General features: G+C 67.2%; 20 protein-coding genes and 1 tRNA gene. 11 read left to right on the top strand and 10 right to left on the bottom strand.

The window, feature by feature from the left end:
- Positions 1 to 158: 158 nt before the first annotated feature.
- The gene (gene argE, locus OCH7691_RS03795; protein ID WP_217807777.1) at positions 159 to 1322 is read left to right on the top strand and encodes an acetylornithine deacetylase; all 1164 of its coding nucleotides are present in this window, start codon (positions 159 to 161) and stop codon (positions 1320 to 1322) included.
- 58 nt (positions 1323 to 1380) lie between these two features.
- Positions 1381 to 2634 carry a cytochrome P450 gene (locus OCH7691_RS03790; protein ID WP_085882067.1) on the top strand — a complete coding sequence of 418 codons (1254 nt, stop codon included), beginning with the start codon at positions 1381 to 1383 and terminating at the stop codon, positions 2632 to 2634.
- 27 nt (positions 2635 to 2661) lie between these two features.
- Here the strand turns inward: OCH7691_RS03790 and OCH7691_RS03785 are convergent, their stop codons facing one another.
- The 5 genes from OCH7691_RS03785 to OCH7691_RS03765 form a co-directional block, all read right to left on the bottom strand.
- Entirely contained in the window at positions 2662 to 3246 is a 585-nt protein-coding gene (locus OCH7691_RS03785; protein ID WP_085882066.1) for a hypothetical protein, read from the bottom strand.
- Between the two features lie 65 nt (positions 3247 to 3311).
- The gene (locus tag OCH7691_RS03780; RefSeq protein WP_085882065.1) at positions 3312 to 4262 is read right to left on the bottom strand and encodes an Hsp33 family molecular chaperone HslO; all 951 of its coding nucleotides are present in this window, start codon (positions 4260 to 4262) and stop codon (positions 3312 to 3314) included.
- Positions 4263 to 4322: 60 nt separating this feature from the next.
- The gene (argF, locus tag OCH7691_RS03775; RefSeq protein ID WP_085882064.1) at positions 4323 to 5249 is read right to left on the bottom strand and encodes an ornithine carbamoyltransferase; all 927 of its coding nucleotides are present in this window, start codon (positions 5247 to 5249) and stop codon (positions 4323 to 4325) included.
- Entirely contained in the window at positions 5246 to 6418 is a 1173-nt protein-coding gene (locus tag OCH7691_RS03770; protein WP_085882063.1) for an aspartate aminotransferase family protein, read from the bottom strand. Before OCH7691_RS03770 ends, argF begins: the two co-directional genes overlap by 4 nt.
- A gap of 99 nt (positions 6419 to 6517) precedes the next feature.
- A complete protein-coding gene (locus tag OCH7691_RS03765) occupies positions 6518 to 7333 on the bottom strand; it encodes an ABC transporter permease (protein WP_085882062.1) in 816 nt (271 codons plus the stop codon).
- A 157-nt stretch (positions 7334 to 7490) separates the two neighbouring features.
- On the opposite strand from OCH7691_RS03765, the gene arsC reads away from it, so the two are divergent.
- The 3 genes from arsC to OCH7691_RS03750 all read left to right on the top strand — a co-directional run bounded on the left by arsC (position 7491) and on the right by OCH7691_RS03750 (position 10106).
- Positions 7491 to 7838: an arsenate reductase (glutaredoxin) gene (gene arsC / locus OCH7691_RS03760; RefSeq protein WP_085882061.1), complete on the top strand. Its 348-nt coding sequence runs from the start codon at positions 7491 to 7493 to the stop codon at positions 7836 to 7838.
- A gap of 13 nt (positions 7839 to 7851) precedes the next feature.
- Positions 7852 to 8808: a methylmalonyl Co-A mutase-associated GTPase MeaB gene (gene meaB / locus OCH7691_RS03755; protein WP_306456038.1), complete on the top strand. Its 957-nt coding sequence runs from the start codon at positions 7852 to 7854 to the stop codon at positions 8806 to 8808.
- 113 nt (positions 8809 to 8921) lie between these two features.
- A complete protein-coding gene (locus tag OCH7691_RS03750; protein WP_085882059.1) occupies positions 8922 to 10106 on the top strand; it encodes an acetyl-CoA C-acyltransferase in 1185 nt (394 codons plus the stop codon).
- 195 nt (positions 10107 to 10301) lie between these two features.
- Here OCH7691_RS03750 and OCH7691_RS03745 read toward each other — a convergent pair whose 3' ends face one another.
- Positions 10302 to 10679 carry a hypothetical protein gene (locus tag OCH7691_RS03745; protein ID WP_085882058.1) on the bottom strand — a complete coding sequence of 126 codons (378 nt, stop codon included), beginning with the start codon at positions 10677 to 10679 and terminating at the stop codon, positions 10302 to 10304.
- A gap of 366 nt (positions 10680 to 11045) precedes the next feature.
- Here OCH7691_RS03745 and OCH7691_RS03740 point away from each other — a divergent pair, with 366 nt between their 5' ends.
- From OCH7691_RS03740 to OCH7691_RS23800, 3 genes are all read left to right on the top strand, one after another.
- Complete coding sequence (locus tag OCH7691_RS03740) at positions 11046 to 11741, top strand: hypothetical protein (RefSeq protein WP_085882057.1); 696 nt, start codon at positions 11046 to 11048, stop codon at positions 11739 to 11741.
- A 244-nt stretch (positions 11742 to 11985) separates the two neighbouring features.
- Complete coding sequence (locus tag OCH7691_RS03735; protein ID WP_085882056.1) at positions 11986 to 12762, top strand: TylF/MycF/NovP-related O-methyltransferase; 777 nt, start codon at positions 11986 to 11988, stop codon at positions 12760 to 12762.
- Positions 12762 to 13499, top strand: coding sequence for a class I SAM-dependent methyltransferase (locus tag OCH7691_RS23800; RefSeq protein ID WP_217807913.1), 738 nt, complete (start codon positions 12762 to 12764; stop codon positions 13497 to 13499). The genes OCH7691_RS03735 and OCH7691_RS23800 overlap by 1 nt, the downstream gene beginning before the upstream one ends.
- Here OCH7691_RS23800 and OCH7691_RS03725 read toward each other — a convergent pair.
- Positions 13455 to 13531 (bottom strand) — tRNA-Arg (locus tag OCH7691_RS03725). The two genes, OCH7691_RS23800 and OCH7691_RS03725, sit on opposite strands and share 45 nt — an antisense overlap.
- A 313-nt stretch (positions 13532 to 13844) precedes the next feature.
- On the opposite strand from OCH7691_RS03725, the gene OCH7691_RS03720 reads away from it, so the two are divergent.
- Positions 13845 to 15053 carry a hypothetical protein gene (locus tag OCH7691_RS03720; protein WP_085882055.1) on the top strand — a complete coding sequence of 403 codons (1209 nt, stop codon included), beginning with the start codon at positions 13845 to 13847 and terminating at the stop codon, positions 15051 to 15053.
- A gap of 213 nt (positions 15054 to 15266) precedes the next feature.
- On the opposite strand, the gene OCH7691_RS03715 is transcribed toward OCH7691_RS03720, so the two are convergent.
- A complete protein-coding gene (locus OCH7691_RS03715; protein WP_085882054.1) occupies positions 15267 to 16748 on the bottom strand; it encodes an ABC transporter substrate-binding protein in 1482 nt (493 codons plus the stop codon).
- Positions 16749 to 16765: 17 nt separating this feature from the next.
- Positions 16766 to 17773: a P1 family peptidase gene (locus OCH7691_RS03710; RefSeq protein ID WP_085882053.1), complete on the bottom strand. Its 1008-nt coding sequence runs from the start codon at positions 17771 to 17773 to the stop codon at positions 16766 to 16768.
- A 190-nt stretch (positions 17774 to 17963) separates the two neighbouring features.
- Between OCH7691_RS03710 and ggt the strand changes: the two genes are divergently transcribed.
- Positions 17964 to 19643: a gamma-glutamyltransferase gene (gene ggt, locus OCH7691_RS03705; protein WP_245826524.1), complete on the top strand. Its 1680-nt coding sequence runs from the start codon at positions 17964 to 17966 to the stop codon at positions 19641 to 19643.
- Between the two features lie 10 nt (positions 19644 to 19653).
- On the opposite strand, the gene OCH7691_RS03700 is transcribed toward ggt, so the two are convergent.
- A complete protein-coding gene (locus OCH7691_RS03700; protein WP_085882051.1) occupies positions 19654 to 20415 on the bottom strand; it encodes a MauE/DoxX family redox-associated membrane protein in 762 nt (253 codons plus the stop codon).
- A 175-nt stretch (positions 20416 to 20590) separates the two neighbouring features.
- On the opposite strand from OCH7691_RS03700, the gene OCH7691_RS03695 reads away from it, so the two are divergent.
- Positions 20591 to 21958, top strand: a complete 1368-nt coding sequence (locus tag OCH7691_RS03695; protein WP_085883478.1) for an MBL fold metallo-hydrolase — start codon at positions 20591 to 20593, stop codon at positions 21956 to 21958.
- The last annotated feature ends 12 nt before the right edge of the window (positions 21959 to 21970 follow it).

The raw sequence follows: 21970 nt of genomic DNA, 5'->3' as shown, positions 1-21970 counted from the left end.
ATATGACCCGGCAAGACTGGAAAGCAATCGGGATCACACCTTTGCAAACACTCCCGCGATCGAAACCCGATACCGTGTGGCTGACGGCTGGACGGGGCCCCGGCCGGGCATTACCCTGCCGGAAAGCGTATTCCGCGTATTTCAAGAAGGTTTTTCCCTTGGCAACCGCACTCACCTCGCGACAGCTCGTCGAAACCCTCGTCGGATTCGACACCACCAGTTTCCGGTCCAACCTTCAACTGATCGAGTGGGTGGCCGACTATCTGTCCGGCTTCGGGATCGAGTCCCGGCTGATCCCGGACGAGACCGGGCAGAAGGCCAATCTCTATGCCGTCGTCGGCCCGGCCGACAAGGGCGGGATCGTGCTCTCCGGCCACAGCGACGTGGTTCCGGTCGAGGGCCAGCCCTGGGACAGCGACCCGTTCACCGTGGTCGAGCGCGACGGCCGGCTGTTCGGCCGCGGCACCGCCGACATGAAGAGCTTCATCGCCTGCTCGCTGGCGCTCGTCCCGGAACTGGTGAAACGGCCGCTCAAGACCCCGGTCCGCTTCGCCTTCTCCTATGACGAGGAAATCGGCTGCGTCGGCGTCCATGGCGTCATCCGTCATATCGAGCATGACGGCCCGGTGCCAGAGATCGTCATCGTCGGCGAACCGACCGAGATGAAGGTGGTGAACGCGCACAAGGGGACGATGGCGACCAACACGACGGTGCGCGGGCTCGAGGCCCACTCCTCGGCCCCGCAGACCGGCGTCAACGCCATCGCCTACGCGGCCGAGCTGGTCGCCTGGCTGGGCCGGACGCAGGAGGAACTGATCGCCGGCGCGCCCGCCGACAGCCCCTTCGTACCGCCCTACACGACGATCAATGTCGGCACCATCAAGGGCGGCACGGCACGCAACATCATTCCCCGCGAATGCACCTTCCAGTGGGATTGCCGGAGCATTCCGGAGGATGACGGACCGACCATCCGGCGCCGTTTCGACGACTATGCCGAGCAGGTTCTGCTGCCGCGCATGCGCGCCATCCATCCGGGCGCCGAGATCGTGTCGGAGACGCGCGCCACGGTGACCCCGTTGCGCCCGGAGACGGACTCGCCGGCCGAGGCACTGGTCAAGCGGCTCGCCGGGCGCAACGATACCGAGGTCGTGTCCTACGCCACCGAGGGCGGGCTCTTCCAGGGCACCGGCTCCTCGACTGTGGTCTGCGGCCCGGGCAACATCCGCGAGGCGCACAAGCCGAACGAATGGATCGCGCTCGACCAGATCGCCGCCTGCGACCGTTTCATGCGGCGGCTGGCCGAACATGTGCGGGAGAACTGACGGCCCGGGCCAGCTGTGACACGGCGTTCGGAGGCCCGAGCAAGGGGAGAGGCAACGAATGCGCGAGGACGCGGCGAACGACGATGACGACCGGGCCGGGCAGCCGGCGCCGGATGTCGGCGGCTTCGACCTGCGCGCCCTGCCGGGCGACTTCATCGCCGATCCCTACCGCTATTTCGCCGCGCTCCGCGAGCAATCGCCGATCCACCGCATGGGCGACGGCTCCTACCTGCTGACCCGCTACGACGATTGCGTCGCGGTCTATCGCGACCCGGCGAACTGGAGCTCCGACAAGAAACTCGACTTCAAGCCGAAGTTCGGCGACAGCCCGCTTTACGAGCATCACACGACCAGCCTCGTGTTCCGCGACCCGCCGGACCATACGCGGATCCGCCGGCTCTTCCAGGCGGCCTTCACGCCGAAAGCGCTCGCCGTGCTGGAGCCGCGCGTCGAGGCGCTGGTCGACGGCTATCTCGACCATTTCGAGGAGGCCGGCGCGATCGACGCGGTCACCGATTTCGCCTGGCGCCTGCCGGTCGACGTGATCTGCGACATGCTCGGCGTGCCGGCCCCGGACCGGGCGCGCATCCGCGACTGGGCCCAGGCGATCCTGGGCGGGCTCGAACCGACGCTGAGCGCGGCCGCCTTCGCGGAGGGCTGCGGCGCGGTCGAGGATTTCAAGCGCTACCTGCGCGAACTGGTCGCCTTCCGGCGCCGCAATCCGACCGACGGCCGCTCCGGCGAGGTGCTGACGGCGCTGATCGAGGCCGAGGCGGACGGCGAGCGGCTGACCGAGCTCGAACTGCTGCACCAGTGCATCTTCCTGCTCAATGCCGGCCACGAGACCTCGACCAACATGCTGGCGCACGGCATCCACGAACTGCTGCGGCACCCCGAACAGGCAGCCCGGCTGCGTGCCGATCCGGGCCGTGCCCAGGGCTGCGTGGAGGAGGTTCTGCGCTACCAGTCGCCGATCCAGATCAACAACCGGCGCGCGGTCCGCGACGTCACGCTTGGCGGCCAGCCGGTTCCGGCAGGCGCCGTCGTGCATCTGATGATCGGCGCGGCGAACCGCGACGGGACACAGTTCCCCGCGCCTGAGCGCTTCGATATCGAGCGGAAGCCGAACCGTCATCTCGCGTTCGGTGTCGGCATCCATATCTGCGCCGGCAACACGCTGGCCCGGATCGAGGGCCGGGTTGCCATCTCGCGGATCACGGCGCGCTTTCCGGGGCTCAGGGCGACCGGTCCGGCCAAGCTCGGCAACCGCATCCGCTTTCGCGGCATCGAAAGCCTGCCGCTCGCGATTTGATCGGAAGCGGCGGCGGAGGACGTCCGGTCAACGGATATAGGCGCCGAGGAACTGCCGGATCTTGTCCTCCATCACCATGTCAAAATCGTTCATCACGCCCTCGGTCAGCCGGTAATAGGCCTTGTCGCGCTCGTTCAGGGTGATGTTCTCCGGCACGCTGATGGTGCGCACGGTTTCCGCCGCGGCGAAACCGCCGGCGCCCGAAGGCTCCTGGACGGTGATCTCGACCTTGAGCGTGGCGTCATACTGCTGTGCCTGCTGCTTGGTGACCAGGCCCTTGACCCCGCCCTGTTTCGGCAGCTCGGTCTCGACCGCGCTCGCCTGCACGATATCGACGGTCGCCACGCCCGGGCCGCCGACGGCAACCAGCCGGTCGGCGATCCAGCGGCGCGCCGCCTGCGAGATCGTCACCGGGAATTCATGCTCGACATTGGGCGCCTTGAGCGGCGGGAGATAGCTTTCGCGAACCGTGATCGCGCTGACCGCGAGACGGATCTGCGGCTTGTGGGCGAAGGTGATATCCGGGAAGACCGGTTCTTTCGGCGGCGTCGAACAGGCGGCCAGTGCGAGGCCGGCAACGGCCAGGATCGACAGGGCGAGCTTCCGAATCATGGTCAGGGATTCCGCGCGTTTCAGGGTCCGATCACACAGGCATTAACAGAGAACCGACGGCCGGTTCAAGCTGCACCGCCATCCCCGTCGCCATTCCCTTCGAACTCCGACAGCGGGAAATCGTAGCGCCGGCCGCAGAATTCGCATTTCACCTCGATCTGCCCATTCACTTCCATCTCGACGATCTCCGCCGGCGGGAACGAACCCAGCACCATGCGCACCCGTTCGGCGCCGCAGGTGCATCGTTCCCGGAGTGGCGTCTCGGGGAAAACGCGGATGCCGGGTTCGTGGAACAGGCGGTAGAGAAGACTGTCACCGTCCAGCGTCGGGTCGGTCAGCTCGCCGGCGGTCGCGGTCCCTGCCAGAACCAGCGCCTCGAGCCAAGCCTCGTCGCGCTCCGCCTCATCGTGGGCCTCGCCGGGCAGGCGCTGCAGAAGCAGGCCGCCACCCCGCCATCGCGTGTTCCCGTCGCCGTCGACCACCGGCGCCACGGCGAGCTTGAGGGCGGTCTCGATCTGCTCGGACTGCAGGAAATAGCGCTGCGCGCATTCGGCCAGCGTGTCGCCGGCAAGCTCCACGATGCCCTGATAGCGCGGCGCCTCACCGGGCTCCGCCTCCTCGCCCCGATCGACCGTGAACGACAGATGCCCGCGCCCGAACAGCTTCGGCACCTTCGACGAACCGCCCCCGGCTTCCAGCGCCTCGGCGACCGCATCCGCGTCGAAGCTGGCATAGCCGCGAAGGGCGCCGCCGTCCCGATAGTCCGCGACCAGGAAGCGCACCGGCCCCTCGCCCTGGGCCTGGACGGAGAAGATCCCGCCTTCCTTGACCACGGAGGCGAGCAGGGCCGCCAGCATGACCGCCTCGCCGAGCAGGGCGGCGACCGGTGCCGGATAGTCGTGCCGCGTCAGCATCCTGTCGAGGTCACCGCCGAGCCGGATCAGGCGGCCCCGGACATCGCCGCTCTCGAGCTGAAAGGGCCGGATCATGTCGTCGGTTGCGATGCGATCGCTCATGCTCTCATCCGCTCGCGACCCGGGCAGCGGGCGCCCGGTCGGGGGTCAGGGTGTGCGGGATTACCGGTCGAGGCAGTACAGCAGGATCGCCTTCTGGGCATGCAACCGGTTCTCGGCCTCGTCGAAGACCACCGAACGCGGACCGTCCATGACCGCATCGGTCACTTCCTCTCCGCGATGTGCCGGCAGGCAATGCATGAAGATCGCTTCCCTGGCCGCCGCCGCCATCAGCGCCTCGTTGACCTGATAGGGCTTGAGGGCGTTGTGGCGGTTGGCCGCCTCCTCGCCCATCGAGACCCAGGTATCGGTGACCACGCAATCGGCGCCGGCGACCGCCGCGAAGGGGTCGTCATAGACGACGACGCGGGCACCGTTCTCCTTCGCCCAATCGAGCGCGCGCGGATCGGGCGCGCATTCCGGCGGGCAGGCGAGGCGAAGCTCGAAATCGAAGCGGCCGGCGGCATGGACCCAGGAATTGACCATGTTGTTGCCGTCGCCGGCCCAGGTGACAACCTTGCCGGCGATCCCGCCGCGATGTTCCTCGAAGGTCATCACGTCGGCGATAAGCTGGCAGGGATGGGAGCGGTCGGTCAGGCCGTTGATCACCGGCACCGTCGCATGCTCGGCCAGTTCGGTCAGCTTCGCATGGCTGTCGGTGCGGATCATGATCGCGTCGACGTAGCGCGAGAGGACGCGCGCCGTGTCGGCCACCGTTTCGCCGCGGCCGAGCTGCATCTCGTCGCTTTTCAGGATCAGTGTCTCGCCGCCGAGTTGGCGCATGGCAACGTCGAAGGAGACACGGGTCCGGGTCGAGGGAAACTCGAAGATCATCGCCAGCAGCTTGCCGTCGAGCGGCCGGCCGGCGTCGCGCGTGCCCTGCGAGAAGCCGGCGCGCGCGCGCTTCACGGTCGCCGCCGTATCGACGATGCCGCGTAGCGACGGCGCGTCGATACGGTTGAGATCGAGAAAGTGCCTCGGACCACTCACCCTTCCAGCTCCCGGCACGCCTCATCGAGCGTTTCCAGCGCCTCGGCGATGTGGCTCTCGTTGATGATCAGCGGCGGGATCAGGCGGACCACATTATCGCCGCCCGGGATCGCGAGCATCCCGTGCTCGCGGAGCGCCGTCACCAGGTCGCCGTTCGGCACCCGGCATTTGAGGCCGAGCATCAGGCCCTGGCCGCGCAGTTCCTCGAGGATCGTCGGGTGCCGGTCGACGAGGCCCGACAGCTGCTGCCGAAGGTGGTTGGCGCGCCGCTCGACGGTCTCCAGGAAGCCGTCGGCCAGCATGACGTCGAGAACCGCGTTGCCGACCGCCATCGCCAGCGGGTTGCCGCCATAGGTGGTCCCGTGCGTTCCGGGCGTCATGACCTTCGCCGCCTTCTCGACCGCGAGACAGGCGCCGAGCGGGAAGCCGCCGCCGATGCCCTTGGCAAGCGCCATGACGTCGGGCGCGGCGCCGGACCATTCATGGGCGAAAAGCTTGCCCGTGCGCCCCATGCCGCACTGCACCTCGTCATACATCAGCAGCAGGTCGTGCTCGTCGCAGAGCGCACGAAGGCCCTTCAGGAAGGCCGGATCGGCAACCCGGATGCCGCCCTCGCCCTGGATTGGCTCGACCAGGATCGCCGCGGTTTCCGGCCCGATCGCCGCCTTGGCCGCCGCCAGGTCGCCGAACGGCGACTGGTCGAAGCCGTCGACCTTCGGCCCGAAGCCCTTCAGAAGCTTGTCCTGGCCGCCGGCCGCGATGCCGGCGAGCGTGCGGCCATGGAAGGCGCCGTCGAAGGTGAGGATGCGATAGCGTTCCGGCCGGCCCTGCTCATACTGGTAGCGGCGCGCGATCTTGAACGCGCATTCGAGCGCCTCGACGCCCGAATTCGTGAAGAAGGCGGCGTCCAGCGCGCAGCGCTCGGTCAGCCGTCGGGCGAGCTTTTCCTGGCCGGGAATCTGGAACACGTTGGAGTTGTGCCACAGCTTGCTGCCCTGTTCGGTCAGCGCCGCGACCAGATGAGGATGCGCGTGGCCGAGCGCGCAGACGGCGATGCCGGCGCCGAAATCGAGATAGCGGCGGCCGTCCTCGTCGAAAAGATAGGCGCCCTCGCCCCGTTCGAACGAGAGCGGAGCGCGGGCATAGGTGGGCAATACGGCTGATTCCACTGGAGTCTCCCTGCCGGGTCGGAGAGACTCCCTCAAGCCCCCCGAAATGCCGGAAAGCGCGACACTATCGGGGCGCTTCGGGCCCCTGTCAAGCGGCGCTCAGGCGCGCAGATTGTAGCCTCGGCGGACGAGCAGGTAGACGAAGACCGCGAGCGCCGCGTCGATCACCCCGACCGCGATCGCCCCGGTCAGCGGATGGGCATCGCCGACACCGATCGTGGCGTGGCGAAAGCCGTCGATCAGGAAGAAGATCGGATTGTACTGCGCGATGCCCTGTACCGATTCCGGCAGGCGGTCGATCGAATAGAAGGTGCCCGAGAGCAGCGCCAGCGGCGTGACGACGAAATTCGTGATGGTCGCCAGATGGTCGAACTTGTCGGCCCAGAGGCCGGTGAGAATGCCGACCAGGGACATCATCAGCGAACCGGCGAAGGCGAAATAGAAGGCGAGCAGCGGCGCCACGAAGCCGAGGCCGATGAGTGGCCACATGACGAGCGCGACCATGCCGGCGACGACGAGGCCGCGCGTCACGCCGGCCATGACATAGCCGATGGTCAGCTCGGCCGGAGAAAGCGGCGGCATCAGCACGTCGACGATATTGCCCTGGACCTTCGAGATCATGATCGAGGAGGCATTGTTGGCGAAGGCGTTCTGCAGCAGCGCCATCATCAGCAGCCCCGGCGCGATGAAATGCGCGAACGGCACGCCGGCAACGCCCCGTCCGTCGCCACCGATGGCGAGCGAGAAGATCGCGAAGAACAGAAGCGTCGTCATGACCGGCGCGGCCAGCGTCTGCATCGGCACGACGAGGAAGCGCTGCACTTCCTTCCAGTACAGGGTCCAGAGGCCAAGCCAGTCGGCATAATTGACGGTGCCGGCAAGGGCGCCGGACGGGCGATCGGAGGATCGGATCATGGCGTCTTCACTGTTGCGGGCGCGTCGGCTGCGCGCGATTCCGGCTTCCGCCGGCGGCTGCGAAACAAGTCACAGCAGACGACGTTTGACAAGGCCCCCCGGCGTGGCTTTCCTTTGCGCCGATCGCAACGTCACACCCGAAGCATCCGAGAAAGCCATGTCCGTCACGATTTATCACAACCCGCGCTGCAGCAAGTCGCGGGAGACGCTCGCCCTGCTCCAGGACCGCGGGATCGAGCCCGAGATCGTCGAATACCTGGAAACGCCGCTCGACGAGGCCGGGTTACGCGACCTTATTGCCCGGCTCGGGATTTCCGCCCGGGACCTGCTGCGCACCGGCGAGGCAGAGTACAAGGCGCTCGGCCTGGCCGACAAGTCGCTCGACGAGGCGACGCTGGTCGCCGCGATGGCCGCTCACCCGAAGCTCATGCAGCGCCCCGTGGTGACGGCGAACGGCAAGGCGGCGCTCGGGCGTCCGCCCGAAGCCGTGCTCGACATTCTCTGAACGGCGGAGCGGGATCATCACTACACAAGTCCCCGCAGCATCGCCCGACTGGGTCGCCGGCCTGCTCGCCGGCGACCGGCTGGCGCTTGCCCGCGCGATCACCGTGGTCGAGAACGAGCGCGCCGAACAGGCGCCACTGCTGGCCGCCATCGCGCCCCGTCTCGGCCGCGCCCACGTGGTCGGCATCACCGGCGTGCCGGGGGCCGGCAAATCGACGCTGGTCGCCGCGCTGGTCGACGCCTTCCGCGACCGCGCGCTCTCGGTCGGGGTCATCGCCGTCGATCCTTCCAGTCCGATCACCGGCGGCGCGGTGCTCGGCGACCGGATCCGCATGACCCGTCATGCCGGCGACCGCGAGGTCTTCGTCCGGAGCCTCGCGAGCCGGGGCCACCTCGGCGGCCTGTGCCGTACCGCTAGCCGGGTGATCGACGTCATGGACGCCGCCGGCAAGGATATCGTCCTGGTCGAGACGGTCGGCGCCGGACAGTCCGAGATCGAGGTTGCCGAACTCGCCGACAGCCGGATCGTCATCTCTGCCCCCGGCCTCGGCGACGACGTGCAGACGATCAAGGCCGGAATTCTCGAGATCGCCGACATCATGGTCGTGAACAAGGCCGACAGCCCGCTTGCCCGGGCCAGCCGGCGGCGCCTGGAGGCGATGCTGGGTGGCGCCTTCGGCAAACCGGTTCCGGTCCTCGAAACCGAAGCCCTGACCGGGCGCGGCGTGCCGGAGCTCGCCGAGGCGATCCTTGCCCGCCGCGAGGCCGGGGTCGCGCGGCCCGATCCGGCCGGGCGGGTTCGCCGGCTGCTCGCCTCGCTCGCCGCCGAGCGTCTCAAGACGCGAATCCAGGACGGCACCGGACCGGCACTCGAGGCGCTCTGCGATCGACTCGCCCGGGGCGACACCAGTTTCGAGGCCGCCGCGGATGCCGCAATCGCTCTGTTCGGCGGGCGCGACGCCGACAGGTAGCGGGCGCCGGGCGACCTGAATCGTCGTCATCCGCTTTACCTGGGCCAAGTCCCTGCATAAAGTCGGTGGCGAATTCAGAACCAGCGTTCAAGATCTCCGGAGGAACACCGACCATGGCTGAGGCCGCAATCGTCTCGACCGCCCGCACCCCGATCGGCAAGGCTTATCGCGGTGCCTTCAACAACACCCACGGCGCCGATCTCGGCGCCCACGCCATCAAGCATGCCGTCGAGCGGGCCGGCGTCGATCCGGCCGAGATCGAGGACGTGATCATGGGCGTAGCCAACCCGGAAGGCGCCGCCGGTGGCAATATCGCCCGCCAGGCCGCGATTCGCGCGGGGCTGCCGGTCACGACGTCCGGCGTAACGGTCAACCGGTTCTGCTCGTCCGGCATGCAGACCATCGCGATGGCGGCCCAGCGGGTCATCGTCGACGGCGTGCCGGTGGCGATCGGCGGCGGCCTCGAATCGATCAGCCTCGTGCAGAACGAGCACATGAACCGCTTCCGGTCGGAGAACGCCTGGATCGCCGAGCACAAGCCGGAAGTCTATTACCCGATGATCCAGACCGCCGAGGTGGTCGCCAAGCGTTACGGCATCAGCCGCGAGGCCCAGGACGAGTACGGCCTGCAGAGCCAGATGCGGATCGCCGCCGCCCAGCAGGCCGGCCGTCTCGACGCCGAGATCGTGCCGATGACGACGGTCAAGCTGCTGGTCAACAAGGAGACGGGCGAAACCCTGGAAGAGGAAGTGACCCTCTCCCGCGACGAGGGCAACCGGCCCGACACCTCGCTTGACGGGCTCGCCAAGCTGAAGCCGGTCATGGGTGAGGACGCCTTCATCACCGCCGGCAATGCCAGCCAGCTCTCGGACGGCGCCTCGGCCTGCGTGGTGATGGACGCGAAGCTTGCCGAGAAGCGCAATATCGAGCCGCTCGGCTTTTTCCGCGGCCTCGCCGTTGCCGGCTGCGAGCCGGACGAGATGGGCATCGGCCCGGTCTTCGCTGTACCCCGCCTGCTCGAGCGCAACGGCCTCAAGATGGACGATATCGATCTCTGGGAGCTCAACGAGGCCTTCGCCGTCCAGGTCCTCTATTGCCGTGACAAGCTCGGCATTCCGAACGACAGGCTGAACGTGGACGGTGGCGCGATCGCGATCGGCCATCCCTACGGCATGTCCGGATCGCGGATGGTCGGCCACGCCCTGATCGAGGGCAAGCGGCGCGGCGCCAAGTATGTCGTCTGCACGATGTGCATCGGCGGCGGCATGGGCGCGGCGGGATTGTTCGAGGTCGCCTGACCCGGCCCCGGACCTCCCGGCGGTTCGACGGACCGCCAGGCGAGGCCGGCTGACACGACGGCGCAACAGCGCCGGTTCAAGATGCGAGGCGCGTCCGGCCACCGGGCGCGCCTCGTGCGTTCCGGGGACAGCCGCCCCGAACTGCATCGGCACAAGTCATCGACCGGGCCTAGCCCGACGCGAACACGGAACGGCTCAGGCAGCGACGGTTGCCCTTGCCGTCGCCGGCGCGACGGCGGGCGCCGGCTGCCGTTCGAGCGGCAGGGAGATTTCGCGCCTGCCGGGCCGGCCGGAGCCGTCCAGCCACACCAGTTCGACCCGGACCGCATGGCAGATCTCGCCGGCCGGAAGGCGGATCTCGAGACTGTCGAATTCGTCGGGGGTGATCGTGTAATTGGTCTTGCCCGTGAAGGTGGCACCGCCCGCGATCACTTCCGCATGCGGCGGCAGGCCGGTCAGATGCGCCGACAGAAGCATGTTCGTGCCGCACGGCGCCGGATCCTCGTCGGCGAGGGCATGCGCGAAATCGGCAAGAACACCGGGTGGCAGACAGTCTTCCGGGCGACGGGACATGGCGGGTGGTGTCTCCTGCCGGTCGGCGCTTCGGCGCGTCGGCGTTCAATTATTACTGCTCACGGAGCAGTTAATGCCATAATCGTTAATAGGAAGTAAATATTCGCGCGGGAATATTGCGATAAGCACGAGCCAGTTCGGCATGTGGAACACATATTATTAAGCGATCTTAACCACTGTTCATCACTTGTGAAGATTCGCATGCGATAATCTCTCTAATGAAGCCGAATGTTGTAAGTCGTTCTGACACTGAATCGTGTTAATCGTTTGTTAATTATCTAAGTGATTGATTCTATATTTCCCATTCTTGGCACGGCATTTTCTTTCCTTGATGCACGAGAACGGCTTTTTCAGGGGACAACGACCATGAATGCATTGATCAGGATCGCCGGTGTTGCAGTCGCGGGCTTCATGATGACCGCCATCGCCGGCCTTGCCGCCGCGACGCCGATCGTTTCCAAGGCCGGCGGCGGCAGTTGCACGCTCGGCCCCGGTTCCGGCAGCGCCGGCGCCTGCACGTTGCAGCAGATCCAGGCGCACCCGCTCTGGCAGCCGGCCAATCCGGACGGCCGGGGAGCGGCCTGGGTTTCCTACGCGGACACAGGTATCGATGGCTCGACGCTGGCGCCGAAATCCGGTTCGGTGAGCAATCCGGACGGCCGCCGGTCGATCATGACGATTACCGAGAGCTTCGATTTCGGTGCCAACACCGGCCTGCTGAACTTCGCCGTCTGGGCCGATGACACCGCCGACCTCTATCTCGACGGCGCGCTGCTGATCGCCGCCAACTTCACCGACAATGTCTGCGCCCGGGGCACCATCGGCTGCGAGCCGAACGAGGGCTACAGGATCGTCGAACTCCTGCTCGGCACCGGCCTGCACGAGCTGACCATCGTCGCCTACCAGACCGGCACCGGCGCCAGCCCGCAGGCGAACCCGTTCGGCGTGCTCTACAGCGGAAACTACGAGGTTCCGGCGCCGGGCGCGCTCGGCCTCCTCGGCCTGGCCCTCCTCGGCCTCGGCTATTTCCGTCGCACTCGGGCTATGCCGTCGACCGCATGACCTCGCCCGCCTTCAGTACCGCGTAGCGTAACCGCGTAACACCAGTAACGCAGTGACCGCGTAAGAGTGGCGTCAGCGTATCACGACCCGAGTACCGAGTTACGGTAGTAGCAGTGGACGGCGGCCTTCGGGTCGCCGTCTTGCTTTCCGGCAGGGGGCTGAGCCGGGCGGAAAAAAGATCTGCCGGAAATCGACGCTTTTCTAATATGATGGCGATTCCCGGGGGATATTTCACCAGTCGACGATGCGCGCGATCCTCAAGCCGAGAAATCTCTGGAAGCGCTATTTCGGGACGCCGGACCGGCGACGGAAAGCCTGGCACCGCCATCTCGAAGCACTGGCCGGCGATCACAAGCTGCATGTCTACAAGTCCCATATCGCCTGGATGCTGCCCGGTGCCTTTCAGGCGGCGACTGACCGCTGGGGCGTCACGCCGGGCATTCCGATCGACCGCTGTTTCACGCTTTTCTCGGCCGCCGAAACGCTTCGACACGAGGGCATCAAGGGCGACAGCATCGAATGCGGGGTGCGTTACGGCCGCGGCTCGCATTTCATCCTGTCCGGCTTCGCCGAGCCGTCGCGGCCGCATCACCTGGTCGATTCCTTCGCCGGCCTGTCGACACCGCAGCCGGTTGACCAGGTGCGCCAGACCGGGCTTGCCAACGACTGGCGGGCCGGGGATCTCGCGGTGACCCGGGCCGAGGTAGAACATCTGCTCGCCGGGTTCGGGAACTGCGTCTATCATCCGGGCTGGATACCGGACAGCCTTGCCGAATTGACGGATACACGTTTCGCGCTGGCGCATATCGATGTCGATCTCTACGAGCCGACGCTTGCCTCCTTCCGCTTCCTCTACGATCGCATGACGCCCGGCGGGATGATGATCTGCGACGACTACGGCCTCGTTTCCTGCCCGGGCGCCCGCCGCGCGATCGACGATTTCTTCGCCGACAAGCCGGAGAAGCCGCTCTTCCTGCCGACCGGCCAGTCGCTCGTCATCAAGTTCGGCGCATCCGCTTGATGACCGACGGCGAGATGCCGGCGAGCACAGCCGGCTACGCCGCGGAAGCCGATGCCCTCGTTGCCCCGTATGAAGCGCTCACGCTCGAGCAGGTTCATCGGCAGTTTCTCGATCTCATGCCGGACCGGCCGGGCCGGGCACTCGACATCGGCGCCGGGACCGGACGGGATGCCGCCGCGCTGGCCGCACGAGGTCACCGGGTCGTCGCGGTCGAACCGGTTCGCGAGTTCCGCGAGCGCGCGCGCCTGGTGCATCCGGATCCGGCCATCGAGTGGCTCGACGACGCACTGCCCGAGCTGTCCCGCCTCGCCTGGCGCGACGTCTCATTCGATATCGTCATGCTGACGGCGGTCTGGATGCATCTGGATGCGGCGGAACGGGCCCGGGCGATGCCGGTCATCGCCGGGTTGCTCGCGCCAGGCGGACTGCTAACACTCACGATCCGCCACGGGACGGTGCCGCCAGGCCGGCGGATGTTCGAGGTGGGAACCGCCGAGACCCTGGGGCTTGCCGCGGCGAACGGCCTTGCCACGCGCCGCGTGCTGGAAAACCAGGCGGCGATCATTCCCCGGCCTGGCATCCGCTGGACCCGACTCGCCTTCGTGCGGCCGGGTTCCCGACGGCGCGGACGCAGCCGAGCGTCAGCCCAGGGGCCGGATCAGGCCGCGGTTCGTACGGATATGGTGGAAAAGTGGCGCGCCGGGGAAGATTCGAACTCCCGACCCCCAGATTCGTAGTCTGGTGCTCTATCCAGCTGAGCTACCGGCGCCCGAGGGGTATAAGAACGGCCGCGTCGCACGCATTGTCAGCGCCTGCCGCGACCGAGGCCGGGACACTACTCAAAAGCGGCGTCCAAGGCAAGCGCCCATGCGGGCGAAAAAAGCAACACCCGAAGAAATTGCCAAAAGTGGCGGAATCGCAAGGGAAATGCGCCTTGTGGCAGTACCCTCCTTTGGTTACACTCGCCGCTACTCGCGGAGGGGCTTCCGCTCCTTCACGAGTGATTAGGGCTTGTCCGGCAGGCTGGTCCTGCCCGCCAGCGGGGTGGCGGATTTGTTGGCAACGCGGAAGTATCCAACCACATGAGTTCACGGGCCGGTTTTTCAATCGCGATGAGCGCTGCGCTGTTGCTTGGCGGCTGCTCCTTCATGTCGGATTCGCTCTGGCCGTCGCTGACCGGTGACGACCCGAGCGGCGAGACGCCCGAGAAGATCGCCATTGCGGCCGCGCCGTCGGAGGGCAGTGCCCAGCCGACGCTGAGCCCGTATGGACAGCCATCGTCGCTGCCGAATCAGCCGCCGCAACTCGGCACCGGCTCGTTCGAGGCACCGGGCGTCACCCCCTTCTCGACCACCGGCACCTTCGTCGGCCAGAAGACCCAGCAGATGCGGGGCGAACTGCAGCAGCTTCAGCTCCGGCTCAACGCGCGCAACCGCCAGCTTCAGCAGATCCGCGTCTCGACGACACAGAATTCGCAGCGCTATCACGGCACGATGGCGGCCATCAACACGCGCCTGCAGCTCGGCACGACACCCGGCAACCCGGTCCTGATCAACCAGTGGAACCAGGCCCAGGCCGAGCTCGACCGAATCGCGATCGATATCGCGGCCATGAACAGCCTCGCCAACGAGGTCGCGGCCGACAGCTCGATGTCCGCCTTCCTTCTCGAATCCGCGCGCGCGACCTACGGCCTGTCGGGCGCGATCGACGAGGACCACCGCCAACTCGCGATCCTCGAGGACGAGACCAACCGCACCGTCGTCTTGATCGACCGGCTGCTCAACGAACTGTCCGAGGACGTTTCGCGCCAGACCACCTATCTCAGCAACGAGCGCGGCAACCTCACGACGCTCTCGCTGGCGATCAAGAACGGCGAGATATACGGCCAGAGCCTGGCCAACCGCGCCTATCTTTCGGCCGCGCCGATGGCCTCCCAGGCCCCGGCGCTCTCCTCGTCGGCGGCCGGGCGTTCGAGCTTCGCCATCGAGAATCGCCGGCCGCTGGTGGTGATCCGCTTCGACCGGCCGGACGTGGCCTACGAACAGGCGCTTTACAACGCCGTGTCCCGCGCCCTGCAACAGCGCCCCGAGGCCCAGTTTAACCTGGTCGCCGTGGTCCCGGCCCAGGGTAGCGCGGCAAGCAATGCGCAGAACCAGACGGCCGCCTCGCGACAGGCGCAGCGCGTGCTCCGGACGCTGACCGACATGGGCCTGCCGCCGTCGCGCGTCGCGCTTTCCTCGACCACCAGCCCGGCGGCCGCGACCAACGAGGTCCATATCTACGTCCGCTGAAGCCGGGCAGGCGCCGCTGCATAGAGCGCCGTCGGAGCAGAGCACACGAACCGGGCCGGCCGCGACACGCGCGCCGGCCTCTTTCGTGCGCCGCGTGCGCAGCCCCATCTTTCCGGACACAGCCCCGACGGCAGACGACCTGCCGAGCAGGCAAAGGAAAAGGCCCGCCGGGGTCAGCCGGCGGGCCTTCGATCTCCGCGCGTTCGCGGCGGATCAGTTCTCCCAGTGCATCCGCGCCATGTCGTTGGCGAAGAGGTGGGAATCCTTCCAGGCGCCGACCAGGCCCTTCTTGTAGACAGCGACCTTGGCAAGCTGGAAGAGGTAGCCGTTGACGGCATCCTTGGCGAGGATCTCCTGCGCTTCGCGGAGATACTTGTCCTGCTCTTCCTCGGTCACCGCGGAATCCGCCTTCTCGATCAGTTCGTTGAAGGTCGGGTTCTCATACTGGAAGTAATAGTCGGGCCGGGCGTAGATCCCGATGTCCATCGGCTCCACATGGCTGACGATCGAGAGATCGTAGTTCTTCTTCTTGTAGACCTGATCGAGCCACTGCGCCCATTCGACATTCTCGATTTTCGCGGTGATGCCGACCTTGCCGAGCTGATCGGCGATGATCTGGCCGCCGTTGCGGGCATAGGCGGTCGGCGGCAGCTTGAGCGAGAGCTCGAGGCCGTCGCCATAGCCGGCTTCCTTGAGCAGCGCCTTCGACTTCTCCGGATCGTAGGGATAGGTGCCCGTGAGATCCTCGTAGGCCGGGTGATGCGGCGCGAAATGCGAACCGATCGGCGTGCCGTAACCGTACATCGCTCCGTCGATCAGTTCCTTGCGGTTGATCGCGTGCGCGATCGCCTGGCGGACGCGGAGGTCCGAGAGCGCCTTCGCCTTGTTGTTGGTCGAGAGGATGGTCTCGCCGTTGGTGGTGCCGACGAGAACCTCGAAGTCCGGGTTGTTCTCGAACTGACCAAGCGCCTCGACCGCACCGAACAGCGGGTAGTAATCGACGTCGCCGGACAGCAGCGACGCGGCCTGCGCCGCCGCATCGGCGACGAAGCGGAAGGTGACCGAGTTGAGCTTGATGTCGGCGGCGTCGCGATAGCCGTCGTACTTGGCGAGCTCGACCGACTGTCCCTTGTTCCATTTGACGAACTTGAACGGGCCGCTGCCGACCGGTTCGGTCTCGTTGGTCTCGATGTCCGAGGGATCGACGATCACCGCGGTGGCTTCCGCGAGACTGGCGAGGAAGGTCGCGCTCGGGGTCTTCAGCTTGATGACCACGGTCGTCGCATCCGGGGTCTCGATCGATTCCATGTTGCGGAACCGGTCGGCCCGCTTGTTCTGGGTGCCCTCGACGGCGTTGTGTTCGAAGGTGAACTTCACGTCGCTGGAATCGAGCGCCTCGCCATCATGGAAGGTGACGCCGGAACGCAGCTTGAACGTCCAGGTCATGTAGTCGTCGCTGGTCGTCCAGCTTTCGGCGAGCAACGGCTGTACCTTGCCGTCGGCATCGATCCGGGTCAGCCCCTCGAACAGGTTGTAAAGCGTGATCTGGCTGATCGCCGCCGCGGCACCGGTCGTCGGGTCCAGTCCCGGCGGCTCCAGCTGCATTCCGACGACAACGCTGTCGTTCGCTGCCTGGGCCTGGAACGGCACCAGGGCGAGCGACCCCAGTGCCGCCGCTGCAAACAATTTTCTCATTCTTGCCTCCTCCTGAATCAGCCGGCCGTCCTGCCAGCGTGGAACGAGCGGTAACTCCGTAACTCCCCCAGAGTCTCCGCCGAGTATATCGCGCGCGCCACCGCCCGCGCCACGCAATCGGCGGCCATCGATCCGATCCGGGCGATTGTCAGCGGTGCCGGCTCGGGCATCGCCTTCTTCCCGGTCGAAAGCGTAAAGATCGTGTCGCCGTCGAAAGGCGTATGAATCGGCCGGATCGCGCGCGCCAGGCCGTCCTGGGCCATCATCGCGACACGCTGGGCCTCGGCCTTGCCGAGCGTCACGTTGGTTGCGACGACGCCGATCGTGGTGTTGCCCGCGAGCCGCGACTCGACCGGAATTTCCCGGTCGATCGACGGCATCTCGGCTGGTCCGCCGAGGCCGCCGAATTCATCGTCCTGCTCGAACGGCCAGGCCCAGAATTGCGCCGTGCCCGGCATGGTGACTGATCCGACCGGGTTGGCCGCGACCAGCGCGCCGACGACGATGCCGTCGTCGCTCTCCAGCGACACGCTGCCAAGGCCGCCCTTGATGCGGCCGGCCATGGCCCCGTAACCGGCGCCGACATTGCCGAGATCGAAGTCGAGATCGAGCGCCCCGGCGGCGCGCCGGCCAAGCGCCCGGTACGGCGATTCATCCGCCCAGTCCTTCACCCCGCCATTGCCGAGATCGAACAGGATCGCTGCCGGAACGATCGGCACGTGATGGCCATGCACCGGAATCCCCCGGCCGGCACGGCGCAGCCAGCCGACCACACCGGAAGCGGCGTCGAGGCCGTAGACCGAGCCGCCGCTCAGGCAGATCGCGTCGATCTGCTGGACCATGCAATCGGGACGCAGAACCTCGGTCTCGCGCGTCCCGGGACCACCGCCGCGGACATCGACACCGGCCACCCCGCGGGTGTCCGGCATGACGACGGTAACACCGCTGCGGAGGACCGGATCGGCGGCATTGCCGACTTTCAGGCCGTCCACATCGGTGATGAGATTTCGTTTCCCCGGCCTCACTGAACCCCCTACTCTCGAACCGTGCGCCGAGCCTAGCGGCGCCCCCGGCGGCGGTCAACGCGCCGCGCATGCCGGACTTCCAGCGACCGCCGCGAACCTGCGGCGCGCGACAATCCGCAGGGAGGGGATGTTGCCCGACCGGACCCGTTCACGCCCGTACCGAAACCCCGGCCTCTTCGCCCCGTTGCTGATGCTCCTGGCCCTGCTGGCCGGCGGCCTCGCGCCGGATGCGCACGCCAAGCCGCCGGCGCATGCCGGGAAATACATGATCGCGGCGGCCAATCCGCTGGCGACCGAGGCCGGACTGGAGATGCTGCGGGCCGGCGGATCTGCGGTCGACGCGGCGATCGCCGCCCAGCTCGTTCTCACCCTCGTCGAGCCGCAATCGTCGGGCATCGGCGGCGGCGCCTTCATGCTGCATTTCCGGCAGAGCGATCGCGCGGTCGCCGCCTACGACGGACGCGAGACCGCGCCGGCGGCGGTCGCTCCGACGCTGTTCCTGCAGGCGGACGGCGAGCCGATGAAATTCTACGAGGCCGTGGTCGGCGGCCGCTCGGTCGGCGCGCCCGGCGTGCTCCGCATGCTCGAGCTCGCCCACCGGGCGCATGGCAAGCTCGCCTGGGCAAGGTTGTTCGAGCCCGCGATCGCGCTCGCCCGCGACGGATTCGAGATTTCCGAGCGGCTGCACTACCTGCTGTCGATCGACCGGTTTCTGCCGCTTCAGCCGGCGGCCGGGGCCTATTTCTACGAACCAGACGGCACGGCGAAGGCAGTCGGCACCCTGCTGAGAAACCCGGCGCTTGCCGACACGCTCCGCCAGATCGCCGAGGGCGGCGCCGACGCCTTCTACACCGGTCCGATCGCTGCCGATATCGTCGATGCGGTCCGCAACGCGGCAAGCAACCCGGGCGCGCTCTCGGTCGCGGATCTTGCAGGCTATGTGGCCAAGGAACGGTCGGCGCTCTGCCGGCCCTATCGGGACTGGCGGGTCTGCGGCATGCCACCGCCGACCTCCGGCGGGGTCGCGGTACTGCAGATCCTCGGCCTGCTCGAACGCTTTCCGCTGTCCACCATGGCGCCTTTGTCGCCCGAGGCAGCGCATCTGTTCGCCCGCGCGAGCCACCTCGCCTTCGCTGACCGGGGCGCTTACCTGGGCGACCCGGACTTCGTTTCGGTGCCTGTCGCGGGCCTGCTCGACCGGGGCTACCTGGCTGCCAGGGCGGACCTGATCGACCCGGAGCGGGCCGGTGAACCGGCCGCCGCCGGCGATCCCCCCGGCCGGGCCGGGCAAGTCGTTCCCGGGCATGACCTGGCGCTGCCCTCGACCAGCCATCTCGCGGTCGTCGACGGCGACGGCAACGCGGTCTCGATGACGACCTCGGTCGAGAATGTCTTCGGCTCGCGCCACATGGTGCGCGGCTTCATCCTCAATAACCAGCTCACCGATTTCTCGTTCCGCCCGGACGGGCCGGACGGACCGGTCGCCAATCGGGTCGAACCGGGCAAGCGGCCGCGCAGCTCGATGTCGCCGACCCTGGTGCTCGACCGCGACGGCAACCTCATGCTCGCCGTGGGCTCACCGGGCGGCAGCCGGATCATCGGCTTTGTCGCCCAGACCCTGCTCGCCGTGCTCGACTGGGAGCTGGATATCCAGGCGGCGATCGAACTGCCTCATTACGTCACGCGGACGGGGGCAATCGATCTCGAGGCGGATACCGATGCGGCGGCGCTCGGGCCGTCACTCGAAGCGATCGGGCACAAGGTCGACATCCGTTCGCTGACCAGCGGCCTGCATGGCATCCAGGTCACCAAAGACGGTCTGCTCGGTGGCGCCGATCCGCGGCGCGAGGGCGTGGCGCTCGGCGACTGAGGCCGGGGCTCTAGCTGACGGTCATCCAGACCGCCATGGCCACCATCATGAGATTCTCGGTGAGCGAGACCGCGCCGAGTGGCACGTTGCTGTTGCCGCCGACGCAGGCGCATTTCAGCTCGCGCCGGTCGATGTAGACCGCCTTGAAGACGGACACCGCGCCGATCGATCCAACCACGAAGGCGACCGGCGCCGCGATCCAGATCAACGCGCCGGCGATCATCAGGATCGCCGCGAGCGCCTCGCCGAACGGATAGAGACAGGCGTAGGGCGGCCATCGCTGGGCGACCAGGTCGTAACCGAGGAATTGGTTCGAGAAGGCGACCAGATCGCGGAGCTTCAGGGTCGCGAGAACGGCCATGCTGAAGGCGATGAACCATTCGCCGGTCCTGACGGTCAGCAGTGCGCCGAACTGCGACCAGCTCGTCGCCAGCGCCATGAGGGCGGCCACCGCGAAAACCGCGAGCACCGGCTGGTAGGAGGTTCCCTCGCCCTGCTCGGACGCGAGGCCGAAATGACGGCGAAGCGCGTCGTAGCCGCCGATCCGCTCGCCGCCGATGAAAACCTGCGGCGTGGTCTCGACATCGTGCTGCGCCATGAAGGCGTCGGCCTCGGCGCGCGATTCGAGCGGATGATCCTCGACGTCGTAGCCCTTGCGCCTGAGCAGATGGCGGGCCTTCAGACCGAACGGGCAGATATGCTCGGCCGTGACCATGCGATAAAGCGCGGCTTCTTCTCGGGTTGTAAGCGCCGAGGATGCAGACGTGGACATCTTGGCTCCTTCTCTCCGTTTCCGACCGGAACGTGACCGGTCAACGCAGCCCGGGCCCGCGATGTTCCCGTTCGGGGCGAAAGCACGGACCGGACGGAATGCGCACCGGAACCTCTACCGGGCAGATTCGTTATGACCGGTGATCGGCAACCACCAACTTGCGGAGCGACGGATCATGTTCATCGAGAAAGTGAAATCGGACGGCCTTGCCCATCTCTCCTATCTACTGGGGGACGGCGGCGTGGCCGCGGTGATCGACCCGCGCCGCGATTGCGAGATCTATGTCGAGAAGGCCCGGGCGCTGGGCTGCCGCATCACCCGTGTCTTCGAGACCCATCGCAACGAGGACCTCGTGTCAGGGGCGCCGATACTCGCCCGCCTGACCGGGGCGACGGTGCATCACGGTCCCAACCCGGACGGCGCCGTGCGCTATGCGGAAACCGTACGCGAGGGCGATGACTTCACCTTCGGCAAGCTCCGTCTCAAGGTCGTCGAGACGCCCGGTCATACCGACGACAGCCTCTCTTTCGCCGTCTTCGACACCGACTTCGGCGACCAGCCGGTCGGCGTCTTCACGGGCGATGCGCTGTTCGTCGGCGATGTCGGACGGACCGACTTCTATCCGGACCGCGCCGAGGAGGTCGCCGGCCTGCTGTTCGACAGCCTGCGGAAGATCACAGCACTCGGCGACCAGGCCATCGTCTACCCGGCACATGGCGCCGGTTCGGTATGCGGCGACAACATGGCTGACCGCGAGTTCTCGACGATCGGCTACGAACGCCAGTCGAACCCGATGCTGCGGATCGCCGACCGGGAAACCTTCGTCGCACGGAAAGTCGCCGAGCATCACGATCAGCCGCCCTATTTCCGACGGATGGAGCGTCTCAACCTGGAAGGCGGCACCGCGATGAACCGGGTCGTTACCCCGCCGTCCCTCGACCTGGCGACATTCGTGGAGTGTAGCGGCAAGGCGGTAACGATCGACGTGCGCGGCGTGGCCGCGTTTCTGGGCGCGCATTTTCCCGACAGCCTCGCCATCCCGGACGACATGGTGCCGGCCTTCGCCGGCTGGCTGCTCGACCCGGAACAGGACCTGATGCTGGTCGCCACCGACGCCGCCCAGGCCGAGACGGCGGCCCGGCATCTGGCGCGGATCGGTTACGACCGCGTCACCGGGTTCCTGGCCGCGGCGCCGACGGGCTGGGCGGCCAACGGGCGGCCGTTCCGATCGGTCGCCGCCGTCGACGTTGGCGAGGTCGCGCGCCGCGTCGCGGATGGTCCTGACGGCTGGACTCTGCTGGATGTGCGCGACGATGCCGAGTTCGACGCCGACAGCGTCGAAGGGGCGCGGCATGTCTATGTCGGCAAGCTTCCGACGGAACTCGACGGGCTCGAGAAGGATCGCCACTACACGGTGATGTGCGCGAGCGGCGCCCGCGCGACGATCGCCGCATCGGTCCTGCTCAGGGCCGGCTTCACGAAAGTCGACGTCTTCCTCGGATCGATGGGGGCCTGGCGCTCGGCGGGCTACCAGACCACCTGATCGCAAGACCGC

This window comes from Oceanibacterium hippocampi, from assembly GCF_900172325.1.
Lineage (GTDB): Bacteria > Pseudomonadota > Alphaproteobacteria > Sneathiellales > Sneathiellaceae > Oceanibacterium > Oceanibacterium hippocampi.
Note: the sequence above shows the minus strand (reverse complement) of the source record. Positions and strands in the feature narration are given on the sequence as shown.

What these genes read in the sequence shown, in the direction of transcription:
- OCH7691_RS03790 (WP_085882067.1), top strand. Translation starts at nt 1,381, where the DNA reads ATGCGCGAGGACGCGGCGAACGACGATGACGACCGGGCCGGGCAGCCG.
- OCH7691_RS03785 (WP_085882066.1), bottom strand. Translation starts at nt 3,246, where the DNA reads ATGATTCGGAAGCTCGCCCTGTCGATCCTGGCCGTTGCCGGCCTCGCA.
- OCH7691_RS03780 (WP_085882065.1), bottom strand. Translation starts at nt 4,262, where the DNA reads ATGAGCGATCGCATCGCAACCGACGACATGATCCGGCCCTTTCAGCTC.
- OCH7691_RS03765 (WP_085882062.1), bottom strand. Translation starts at nt 7,333, where the DNA reads ATGATCCGATCCTCCGATCGCCCGTCCGGCGCCCTTGCCGGCACCGTC.
- arsC (WP_085882061.1), top strand. Translation starts at nt 7,491, where the DNA reads ATGTCCGTCACGATTTATCACAACCCGCGCTGCAGCAAGTCGCGGGAG.
- OCH7691_RS03750 (WP_085882059.1), top strand. Translation starts at nt 8,922, where the DNA reads ATGGCTGAGGCCGCAATCGTCTCGACCGCCCGCACCCCGATCGGCAAG.
- OCH7691_RS03745 (WP_085882058.1), bottom strand. Translation starts at nt 10,679, where the DNA reads ATGTCCCGTCGCCCGGAAGACTGTCTGCCACCCGGTGTTCTTGCCGAT.
- OCH7691_RS03740 (WP_085882057.1), top strand. Translation starts at nt 11,046, where the DNA reads ATGAATGCATTGATCAGGATCGCCGGTGTTGCAGTCGCGGGCTTCATG.
- OCH7691_RS03735 (WP_085882056.1), top strand. Translation starts at nt 11,986, where the DNA reads ATGCGCGCGATCCTCAAGCCGAGAAATCTCTGGAAGCGCTATTTCGGG.
- OCH7691_RS23800 (WP_217807913.1), top strand. Translation starts at nt 12,762, where the DNA reads ATGACCGACGGCGAGATGCCGGCGAGCACAGCCGGCTACGCCGCGGAA.
- OCH7691_RS03720 (WP_085882055.1), top strand. Translation starts at nt 13,845, where the DNA reads ATGAGTTCACGGGCCGGTTTTTCAATCGCGATGAGCGCTGCGCTGTTG.
- OCH7691_RS03715 (WP_085882054.1), bottom strand. Translation starts at nt 16,748, where the DNA reads ATGAGAAAATTGTTTGCAGCGGCGGCACTGGGGTCGCTCGCCCTGGTG.
- ggt (WP_245826524.1), top strand. Translation starts at nt 17,964, where the DNA reads ATGCTCCTGGCCCTGCTGGCCGGCGGCCTCGCGCCGGATGCGCACGCC.
- OCH7691_RS03700 (WP_085882051.1), bottom strand. Translation starts at nt 20,415, where the DNA reads ATGTCCACGTCTGCATCCTCGGCGCTTACAACCCGAGAAGAAGCCGCG.
- OCH7691_RS03695 (WP_085883478.1), top strand. Translation starts at nt 20,591, where the DNA reads ATGTTCATCGAGAAAGTGAAATCGGACGGCCTTGCCCATCTCTCCTAT.